General features: G+C 72.8%; 7 protein-coding genes and 2 pseudogenes. 5 read left to right on the forward strand and 4 right to left on the reverse strand.

What is annotated here, in order from left to right; translation table 11 throughout:
* Nucleotides 1-93, forward strand: a pseudogene (locus tag AB0C69_RS30530) (CoA transferase); the annotation flags it as partial.
* A 312-nt stretch (nucleotides 94-405) separates the two neighbouring features.
* Here AB0C69_RS30530 and AB0C69_RS30535 read toward each other — a convergent pair.
* Nucleotides 406-1935, reverse strand: a pseudogene (locus AB0C69_RS30535) (cellulose binding domain-containing protein); the annotation flags it as partial.
* Between the two features lie 38 nt (nucleotides 1936-1973).
* Between AB0C69_RS30535 and AB0C69_RS30540 the strand changes: the two are divergent.
* Entirely contained in the window at nucleotides 1974-2699 is a 726-nt protein-coding gene (locus AB0C69_RS30540; protein ID WP_360358521.1) for a hypothetical protein, read from the forward strand.
* 52 nt (nucleotides 2700-2751) lie between these two features.
* Here AB0C69_RS30540 and AB0C69_RS30545 read toward each other — a convergent pair whose 3' ends face one another.
* Entirely contained in the window at nucleotides 2752-3288 is a 537-nt protein-coding gene (locus tag AB0C69_RS30545; protein WP_360358522.1) for an isochorismatase family cysteine hydrolase, read from the reverse strand.
* A gap of 152 nt (nucleotides 3289-3440) precedes the next feature.
* Between AB0C69_RS30545 and AB0C69_RS30550 the strand changes: the two genes are divergently transcribed.
* Together AB0C69_RS30550 and AB0C69_RS30555 are read left to right on the forward strand one after the other, a co-directional pair.
* Complete coding sequence (locus tag AB0C69_RS30550) at nucleotides 3441-4367, forward strand: NAD(P)-dependent oxidoreductase (RefSeq protein WP_360358523.1); 927 nt, start codon at nucleotides 3441-3443, stop codon at nucleotides 4365-4367.
* A 256-nt stretch (nucleotides 4368-4623) separates the two neighbouring features.
* A complete protein-coding gene (locus AB0C69_RS30555; protein WP_360358524.1) occupies nucleotides 4624-6168 on the forward strand; it encodes an AMP-binding protein in 1545 nt (514 codons plus the stop codon).
* A gap of 42 nt (nucleotides 6169-6210) precedes the next feature.
* On the opposite strand, the gene AB0C69_RS30560 is transcribed toward AB0C69_RS30555, so the two are convergent.
* Both AB0C69_RS30560 and AB0C69_RS30565 read right to left on the reverse strand, forming a co-directional pair.
* Entirely contained in the window at nucleotides 6211-6735 is a 525-nt protein-coding gene (locus tag AB0C69_RS30560) for a hypothetical protein (protein ID WP_360358525.1), read from the reverse strand.
* A 305-nt stretch (nucleotides 6736-7040) separates the two neighbouring features.
* Nucleotides 7041-8423: a cytosine permease gene (locus AB0C69_RS30565; RefSeq protein WP_345179465.1), complete on the reverse strand. Its 1383-nt coding sequence runs from the start codon at nucleotides 8421-8423 to the stop codon at nucleotides 7041-7043.
* A 156-nt stretch (nucleotides 8424-8579) separates the two neighbouring features.
* Here AB0C69_RS30565 and AB0C69_RS30570 point away from each other — a divergent pair.
* A partial coding sequence (locus AB0C69_RS30570; protein WP_360358526.1) for a PucR family transcriptional regulator ligand-binding domain-containing protein occupies nucleotides 8580-9926 on the forward strand: 1347 nt, incomplete at its 3' end.

The following is a 9926-nucleotide window of genomic DNA, read 5'->3' on the forward strand; positions in this document are numbered from 1 at the left end:
TCCGACGTCCTGCTCGAAGGGTTCCGCCCCGGCGTCACCGAGCGCCTCGGCATCGGCCCGGACGACTGCCTGGCCCGCAACCCGCGCCTGGTGTAAACCGGCCGTGATCTTGGTGAACTCCCAGGGCTGCTGGTCGGTGCCGCTGCAGTTCTCGGCGACGCCGCCGCCCGGGCAGGGCCGGTCCCGGTTGACCGACCAGAACGCCAGCCTGGCCAGGCCCTTGGACTTCGCCCAGTCGCGGATCTTCGTCCAGGTGGCGGTCGAGGTGAGCTCCTGCTGGTCGGACAGGCCGTTCATGCCGGAGATCCCCATGTGCGAGTAGGCGGTGGCGTCCGACCACCCGAACGCCGACTTCAGCGCCGTCTTCAGGCCCTCGGACGCGTTGACGGTGCTGCCGTACATGTCCGCGCCGCCGCCGAAGTCGAACGGCATGATCGTAAAGACGTCCACGTTCGCCTGCAGCGCCGCGGCCTGGTCGATGAGCCGCTTGCCCCAGTAGTTCGGCCCGGTGGTGGTCGTGCCGAACGTCAGGATCGTCTGCAGACCCGGGTTGTTCTGCTTGAGGATCTTCAGGGCGCCGAGGACGCGGTCCTGCACGGCGGCGTTCTCGAACTCGTCGCTGTTCTCGATGTCGATGTCGATGGCCTTGAGCCCGTAGGCGTCGATGACCTTCTGGTACGCGCCGGCCAGCGCCTCGGGCGTGGAGCAGTTCGGGCCGAGCTTGTTGCCCGACCAGCCGCCGACGGAGGGCAGCACGTCGCCGCCGGCCGCGCGAATCTGCGAGATCGCCTGCTCGTCCACGCCGCCCTTGAGCGGGCGCTGCCCGTCCCAGCCGGGGTTGCATCCGCCGCTGGACAGGATGAACGCCATCGTGAACCACTTGATCCCGGTGGCGTTCATGACGGTGGAGGGGCTCGGCGGGTCGCCCCAGCCCATGTACAGGTAGGGCGCGGCGCGGCGGCTCGCGGGCGGCGGCTCCGTGCAGCCGGTCGTGGTGGCCGTGACCGGGCCGCTCGCCGCCGACTCGCCGGCGGTGTTGTACGCCTTCACCGTGTAGGTGTGGTCCGAGCAGGCGGTCAGCCCGCCGACGGTGGCGCCGGTCCCGGTCGCGGTGGCCCTGACCGCCGTGCCCTCGTAGACGCGGTAGCCGGTGACCGTGCCGGACGAGGCCTGCCACGACAGCGTCAGCGAAGTGTCGGTCCTGGCGGTCACGGTCGGCGTCCCGGGGGCGGAGGGGGTGCCGGGCGGAGGCGTGTCGCCGCCCGTGCAGGAGGCGCCGTTGACCGTGCAGTTCTGCGGCGCCCCGGCCCCGTTGACGATGAAGCCGAACGTGACGCTGGCGCCGGCGGCGACGCTCCCGTTGTACTCGCGGTTGGCGAACGCGGCGTGCTGCCCGGACTTGGTGAGCAGCGCGTCCCAGTAGGTCCCGACCGACGAGCCGGACGGCAGGTCGAACTCCACCTTCCAGCCGGTGACGGCGGAGGCGGTGCCGTTCTTGATCGTGAACCTGCCCTCGTACCCCGAGCCCCAGTCGGAGGCCTTGGCGAAGGTGGCCGTCACCGAGGCGGCGGCGCCGGCCTGGACGGGGACGAGGAGGGCGAGCAGGAGGGAGCAGAGGGCGGTGAGCAGGAAACCGGGGAGAAGCCTTCTTCTTCGCAATGTCACTCCCGGGTAGGAGACGTGGACGAGCGGGAATCCCCCGAACCCCGAGTCGGTCGCGCGCGATCTGATAGGAAACTTTCCTATAAAACTCGAATGCACCGTAACCACCCGCCCGCCGCCCCGCAAGACCCTGGCGCACACCGATCGCGGCCCGCCCGGACGCCCGTCCGACCACCCCTGCTCCCGGACCGAACCGGCCGGTCGGACCCCGGAAAGTCCGTCCGGCCGCGCGCCCCCGCGGATCCGCTGGTGGGCGGCGGAGAGCGCTGGCATGATCGTCGAATCTCGAACCCTGACAGAACGGTGCGTCGATGCCCCCCAGAACCGTTTCCGCCGCCGCCGCGCTGGCCGTCGCCGCCGGTGTGCTCGCCGGCGGCGCGACCGCCGCCGAAGCCGAGTCGCTCCAGTTCCGCGTCGAGGTGCCGAAGCGCCTCTCCGTCGGCAAGGGCGACTACAACGCGTCCTGCGCCATGGACGTGTGGGTGTGGGGCACCCAGGGTCCCTCGGTCGCCTACTCCAGGGCCTATCTGATCGACCCCGACGGGCGGGTCCCCGCGGGCCGCGTCTACAAGCGGGTCCTGGCCAAGGACCAGGTCGGCTGGTCCGTCGGCTGCCCCGGCCACGTGGAGGACCTCGGACGCTGGCGCGTCCGGGTCGTCGCCTACAACGCGAGCGGCAAGGCACTGGGAAGCCGCGAGGACTACTGGTACGAGAAGTTCGACACGGCGATCCAGAGCTACAACGCCGCGCCCGAGCCCGTGCGCGCGGGCCGCCCGATCGCCGTGTCCGGCCGCCTGAAGCGGCTCAACGACTTCGCCACCGGATACACCGTGTACCCGGGCAAGACGATCCGCGTCTACTTCCGTCCCCAGGGCTCCGCGTCCTGGACGTACATGGGGTCGGCCAAGACCGCCCGCGACGGCCGGTTCCAGAAGGCGTTCACGGCCAAGCGGGACGGCTACTGGCGCGCCTACTTCCCCGGCACGAGCAACTTCGACCGCCAGAAGTCCGCCGACGACTTCGTCGACGTGCGCTGACCGGTTTAGAAAACGAGAACGCCCCGCCCGTCCGGCGGGGCGTTCTCCGCTTTCAGAAGCAGCGGTCGGCGGTGACGATCTCGGCGCGCATGTTCGACTCCATCATGCGCAGCGCGGCGTCGCCGAGCCCGGCGTCGATGTGCGCCACCGCGTCCCGGACCACCCGGAGCTGGAAGTGCCGGACGTAGGCGTCCAGCGCGCTGTAGAGGACGCACTGCTCGGTGACCTGGCCGGTGAGGACGACCTGCTCCACCTTCTCGCGGGACAGCAGGTACTCCAGCGCGGTGCCGTAGAAGGCGCTGTGCCTGACCTTGGACATGAACCCGCAGCCGGGCTCCGGGACGACGGGCTCGACCAGGTCGGGCCGCCGCCCCTTCAACGCGCGGTCGACGAGGTCCCTCCGGTCGGCCGAGAAGTCGCCGTAGTTGTCGTTGACGTACAGGACGCGCACGTCGTCGCGCCGCCTGGCGTCGTCCAGCAGGCGCCCCAGCGGGCCGACCATCTCCTGCACGCTCTCGATCAACGCGTCCGCGTCCTCGTGCTCGTACGGGTTCAGCATGTCGATGACGATCAGTGCGCTCGTGCTCACGGACGTGCCCTGCCCGGCGGGGAGGATCGCAACCATGACCGCCGCCCGCGGCGTTCTCCCAGGCCCGTCGCGGAAAGGCGGCGCCGGGATGTCACAGACCCGGAGGGAGGGGCGTCTTGAGGGGAGAGGCATTCCAGGGAAGGAAGAAGAGGATGCGAGTCTTCGTCACCGGAGCGACGGGAGCGCTGGGGCGCCACCTCGTCCCCGGGCTGATCGCGGCGGGCCACCAGGTCACGGCCGCCACGAGGTCGCCCGCCAGGGCGGCGGTCCTGCGCGGCACGGGCGCCGAGCCGGTGGTCCTGGACGGCCTGGACCGCGACGCCGTGGTCGCGGCGGTGCGGGCCGCGGCGCCGGACGTGATCGTCCACCAGATGACGGCGCTGGCGGACATGCGGAGCCTGCGCAGGGTCGACCGGGTGTTCGCCGCGACCAACGAGCTGCGGACGCGGGGCACCGACAACCTGCTGGAGGCCGCGGACGCCGCGGGCGTCCGCCGGGTCGTCGCGCAGGGCCACAACTTCCTCTACGGGCAATCCGGCGGCCCGGTGAAGACCGAGGACGACCCGGTCGAGACGCGGCCGGTCCCGTCGGCCGAGCGGACGGTGGCGGCGATCAGGTACGTGGACGAGACCGTGCGGCTCAAGGCGCCGGAGGGGATCGTGCTGCGCTACGGCACCTTCTACGGGCCGGGCGCTTCGGACTCCATGGTGGAGCTCGTGCGGAAGCGGCAGATGCCGGTGGTCGGCGGCGGGGCCGGGGTCTGGTCGTTCATCGACTGCGCCGACGCCGCGTCCGCGACGCTCGCGGCGATCGAACGCGGCGAGCCGGGCGCGTACAACGTCGCCGACGACGACCCCGCGCCCGTCGCGGAGTGGCTGCCCCACCTCGCCGAGGTGGCGGGCGCGAAGCCGCCGCTGCGGGTGCCCGCGTGGCTCGGGCGGCTGCTCGCCGGAGAGTTCGTCGTGGCCCAGATGACCAGCGCGCGGGGCGTCTCGAACGAGAAGGCGAAGAAGGAGCTCGGCTGGGAGCCGCGGTACGCGAGCTGGCGGGAGGGGTTCCGCGCCGCGGTCGGCGCCTAGCGGTGGGGGCGCGACTTGTAAGCGACTCCTTATTCGCGTTTAGCTACAGGAGTCGTTTCGTGAGGAGGTCGCGCCGATGACGGTGACCGAGGGGACGCCCGCGAGCCCGCCGGCCGGGCGGGAGCGCCGCGGCGAGCCCGCGCCGTCCGGTACATGCCGATCGCCTACCGCGCCCGGCAGGCGGCCCGCGCCCAGGAGCGGCTGGAGCGCGCCCTGGCGCACCGGCCCATGTGAACCCCCCAGGAGGTCGATCACCATGCCCGCCGAAGACCCGCTGGCGGCGACTGCCGCCGCCGCCCCCTCGAAGATCGCGGTCGTCGAGGGCGAGCGGCGCCTGACCTACCCGGAGTTCAACACCCTCGTGAACCGGTACGCCAACCTGCTGGTCGAGCACGGCGTCCGGGCCGGGACCAAGGTCGTGTGGTGCGGCCGCAACAGCACCGAGGTCGTCGCGCTGATCTCGGCCCTGCGCAAGTGCGGCGCCGTCGGCGTCCCGCTCAACTACCGCCTCACGCCGGAGGAGACCGCCTACGTCGTCGAGAACGCCGACGCCGCGCTGGTGGTGTTCGACGCCGAGCAGGCCCCCCAGCTCGAAGCGGCCCGCGGCCTGGCGGCCGGCGTCCGCGCCTGGCTCGCCTGGGGCTCCGCGCCGCCGGACTGGGCGTCCTCGCTCGACGCCCTGGCCGACCGGAGCCCGGGAACCGAGCCCGTCGCCCGCGGCGCCGACCCCGCGGCCGGCACCTCGATGTTCTACACCTCCGGGACGACCGGCAGGCCGAAGGGCGTCGTGCGGGGCGAGCCCGACCCGGCCCTGGTCCTCGGGCTGGTCGGCGAGATCGGCTTCGAGCCCGGCGACGTCTACCTCACCACCGGCCCGCTCTACCACTCGGGCCCGATGAGCTTCATGCTGATCGTCCAGCTCATGGGCGGGACCGTGGTCGTGATGCGCGACTTCGACCCCGAACGCTGGCTGGACCTCGTCGAGCGGCACCGGGTGACCACCACGTTCTCCGCGCCGACCCCGATCCGCCGCGTGGTGGACCTGCCGGAGGAGGCGATCCGCCGCAGGGACCTCTCCTCGCTGCGGCGGGTCATCGCCAACGCCGCCCCGTGGCCGTTCGAGCTCAAGCGCCGGTACGTCGACCGGATCGGCGACGGCTCCCTGTTCGAGGTGTACGGCTCCACCGAGCTCGGCGTCGACACCGTCCTGCGCCCCGAGGACCAGATGCGCAAGCCCGGAAGCTGCGGCCGCGCCGCGCCCGGCGTGGAGATCGCGCTCTTCGGCGAGGACGGCAGCCCCGTCGAGGAGCCGCGCGTCCCCGGCGACCTCTACGTGCGCGGCGCCGGCACCTTCAACGCCTACTACAAGGCGGAGGGCAAGTTCCGGGACGCCGGCCGCGGCGACTGGCTGACCGTCGGCGACATCGCCTACCGCGACGAGGAGGGCTTCTACTACATCTGCGACCGCCGCACCGACATGATCATTTCGGGCGGGATGAACATCTACCCGGCCGAGATCGAGGCCGTCCTCACCGCCCACCCGGCGGTGGCCGACGCGGCCGTGTTCGGCGTCCCGTCCGACGAATGGGGCGAGTCCGTCCACGCCGCCATCGTCCCGGCACCGGACGCCGCCGCCACGGACGACGAGCTCCGCGACTTCTGCCGGGAGCACCTGGCCGCCTACAAGACCCCCAGAGGCTTCGACCGGCTCGCGGAGATCCCCCGCAACCCCTCAGGCAAGACCCTGAAACGCCAACTCCGCGCCCCCTACTGGGAATCCCGCCCCTCCAACCTCACCTGATCCGGCCGCGGTGGGGTGCCGCGGCCGCCGGCTCCCGTCCGGTCAGGGGTGGGCGCGTTCGGTGTGGCGGTGGTCTGCCTTTCCCTCGGGTTCCGGCGGGCGGGCCCAGGGAGAGCGCTGGCCGGGGTGGCGGTGGTGGGTTCTGGCCCGCCTCGGGGGGCGTTGGGTCAGGTACTCCGTGGCGTCCTCGGCGTCCCGGGGCAGGGGCGGCGCGGTGCCCCGGTCGGCGAGGCGCGCCGAGGTGATCGTGAGCTCGTAGTGGGCCCACACCATGGCGGCGTTCTCCAGGCGGCCGGGCGTGGCGTGGACCAGGTAGACCTCGGACAGGGCGGTGACGATCAACAGGACGGGCGTGCCGCGGTCCAGGTCGGCCGCGGTGGGGTCGGACGGCCAGACCGCCACGCGCAGGCGCCGGTCGTCGAGGACGCGGAGCTCTCCCCAGTCGGGCACGCAGACCCGGGGCCGCCCGTCCGGGGCGCAAGTGATCATGACGACGGGGTGCTGGCGGGAGGGGGCGCTGCTGATCGCTTGGACGGCGGCTGGGAGCACCTCGGAGGAGAAGGCCATCGGCATGTCCGCCTTACGTCGAAGGTCCGACCGGCCCGGCGGGCGCCCCGGGCCGGTCCCTGCGCGTCTCGCTCACTCGATCATATGTTCGATTTCAGAGTCGGGCGAGCGAAATTTCGACGAGCGAGGGCGCCTGCACCATTCCCAGTGGAGGGGGGCCGCCATGCGCCGACCTGTCGTGCAGGAGACATGGTTGGCCCGTTGAGGATGCGTCGAGCCCGGCGGTCCGCATCCGGGCGGACGCGCACGGTGAGCCGCCGGCGCCGTGGCGCCGGCAGCTCACCGTGGAGGGCGCGGAACTCCCGTCAGGCGGCCGTCCCGATCGGGGCGGCCTTCCGGTGGGCTCGGCGCGCCAGGGCGTAGTGCAGCCCGCCCGCGACCAGGGCGCCCGAGAGCCATGAGAAGTCGGTGTTCCCCAGCGTCCGTGCGATCGGGCCCTGCAGGGCGGGCACCGTGCCGAACTGCCACGCCCATGCCGCCAGCAGGCCGAGCGCCAGGCTGACCAGGGCCCGGACGTTCGCGCCGCCGTCCCGGTAGAGGGCGGACACGTCGATGCGGCCGCGCCGCAGGACGAAGAAGTCCACCAGGACGATCGCCGCCCACGGGCTGATCCACACCAGGATGGACGCCATCCAGTGGTCGAACGCCTGGGCGAAGCTGTCGGCGTGCACGAACACCACCAGCACCAGGGACGCCACCGTCCCGGCCACCAGCGTCACCTTCCACCGGGCGACCCGGATGCCGACCGACAGCGCGGCGAGCGAGCACGAGTACAGGTTCAGGATGTTGGTCGCCACGGGCCCGTGCATGATCAGCAGCAGGACGGGCACGGCCATCACCCCGAACGCGCCCGTCACGAGGCTGGAGGGGTCGCCCCCGTCGCCCGCGCTGGCGAGGCAGGCGCCGAGTGCGGCCAGCCACACGGTGGGGACGTACATCCCGAGCGCGGTGGACCAGAACACCGACCGGTCCGAGGCCGCGGGGCGGACGAAGCGGCTGTAGTCGGCGGAGTAGGGCAGCCAGCTGATGCCCCAGCCGATGCCGATGGCGGTGAGCAGCTGGGTCACGGCTGTGAACTTGTCGCCCGCGGTGGTCGCGGTGGAGGCCGTCCAGTGGAGGTCGGCCTGCGCGAGGGCCAGCCCGGTCATGACCACCATCACCAGGACCGTGGCCGGGACGGTGTACTTCTCGAACGTGCGGATCGCGTAGAACCCGTAGAGGGCCAGGAGGAGCTGGGCGCCCATGATGAGCCCGGCCACCAGGTAGCGCAGCCCTGTGCCGCCGTGCACCCCCGCCTGGGCGAGGATCTCGATCACCAGGTCCAGCACCACCCAGGTGTTGACGCCGACCCAGCCCATGGTCAGCAGCCCCTGCACCAGGCCGGGGACGAGGGCGCCGCGCCGGCCGAACGGCCCGCGCCCGAGGACCATCTGGTTGACGCCGGTGCGGTGGCCGATCACGTTGAACAGCCCGAAGACCGCGCAGCCCACCAGGTTGCCGAGGGTGACGACCACCAGGGTCTCCACCAGGCTCAGGCCGAGCGTGACGCCCAGCGCGCCGAGCACCCAGTTGATCGGCGCGATGTTGGCCCCGCACCAGATCCAGAACTGCTGCCACGGCGTGGAGTCGCGGGCGGAGGCCGGGATGGGCTCGATGCCGTGTTCGTCGAAGCGGACCTGATCTTCCAAGCGAACCGGTTCGGCTGCCGGGCCTCGGTATGCGGATTCGTTGCTGGACATGGGTTCCTCCGTCCGTGACGTACAGCACACCAAAGCACCGCGCCGTCTCGGCCAGAAGTAGAGAAACCTCTATCGTCGAACTCAGAGGATGGATAGATTTACAGGGTGTTCACGCTGGCGTCCCTGCTGGAAGACGAGTCGCTGGGCCTCAGGGTCCTGGTTCCGGGCCCGGATGGTGCCCTGGAGGAGCCGGTCGCCTGGGTCCACAACACCGAGCTGCCGGACCCCTCGGGCTACGTGCGGCGGCGCGAGCTGGTGCTGACCAACGGCCTGTGGGACGACCGGATCGCGGCCTCCGGGTTCGTCGCCAACGTCCGGCGGGCCCGCGCGGCCGGCATCGTCTTCGGCCTGCGCCCGGAGCGCCCCGCCACCCCGCGGGACCTGGTCGACGCCTGCCGCGACGCGGGCGTGCCCCTGCTGGAGATCGCGGCGGCGGTGCCGTTCACCGCGATCTCCGAGGCCGTCGCCACCCGCTACAGCGAGGAGCGGCAGGGCGCGCTGGTCGGCATGGTGCGCCGGGGGGACGCGCTGGCCACGGCGATCTCGCGGGGCGCGGGCGCGTCCGGCGTCCTGCGGGTGCTGCGCCGCGACCACGAGCTGCCGCTCGCGGTCGTGGACCGGATGGGCCGCCTGCTGGCCTCGGCGGGGACGGAGCTGGACGCCGCCCAGCTCCACGCGGTCGCCACGGGGCTGACCCGGCGTCCGCCGCCCCTGGAGCTCGACCTCGGCGCCGCCGGACGGGCCGCGCTGTACCTGGTCGGCGCGGTCGGCGACGTCGACGCGGCGCTGATCTGCCTGCGCCCGGTGAGCGAGCTGACGCGCGCCGAGCAGGACGCGCTGGACCAGGCGGCGCGCTTCCTCAGCCTGGAGGTCGCCAAGCAGCAGGCCGTGCAGGCGATCGAGCTGCGGTTCGCCAGCGAGCTGCTGGAGATGGTGCTGTCGGGGGGCAGCCGCGACGCCGAGGTCCCCGGCCGGCTGCGCGCGTTCGGCGTCGACCCGGAGGGGCCGCTCGCGGTGTGGACGACGGCGTTCGCGGGCGCGGAGGCCACCCTGCCCGGACTCGCGGAGGTGGTCGGCGAGTTCTTCGTCTCCGCCGGCGTCCCGGTCGTCGTGGCGGCCGGGTCGCAGGACGTGGTGGCGGTCCTGTCGTGGCGGCACGGCGAGCGGGAGGCGGCGCCCCTCGCCGAGCGCCTCGCCGCCGCCGTGGGGGAGCGCTTCCCCGGCCACCGCGCCGTCGTGGGCCTCGGCGGGACCGCCCGGGGGCCGGCGGGGCTGCGCGAACCGCTCATCAGGTCGCGCGAGGTCTGCCGCACCCTGCGGCGGGGCGGCGCCGGGCCCGCCGTCCGGACCTTCGCCGAGCTCGGCCCCCACCGGCTCCTGCTCGGGACGCAGAACGCGGCCGCCCTGCGCACCCTGGCGGACGGCGTGCTCGCGCCGATACGCGAGCACGAC

It is taken from the genome of Actinomadura sp. NPDC048032 (assembly GCF_040653175.1).
In the GTDB taxonomy this organism is placed as follows: domain Bacteria; phylum Actinomycetota; class Actinomycetes; order Streptosporangiales; family Streptosporangiaceae; genus Spirillospora; species Spirillospora verrucosospora.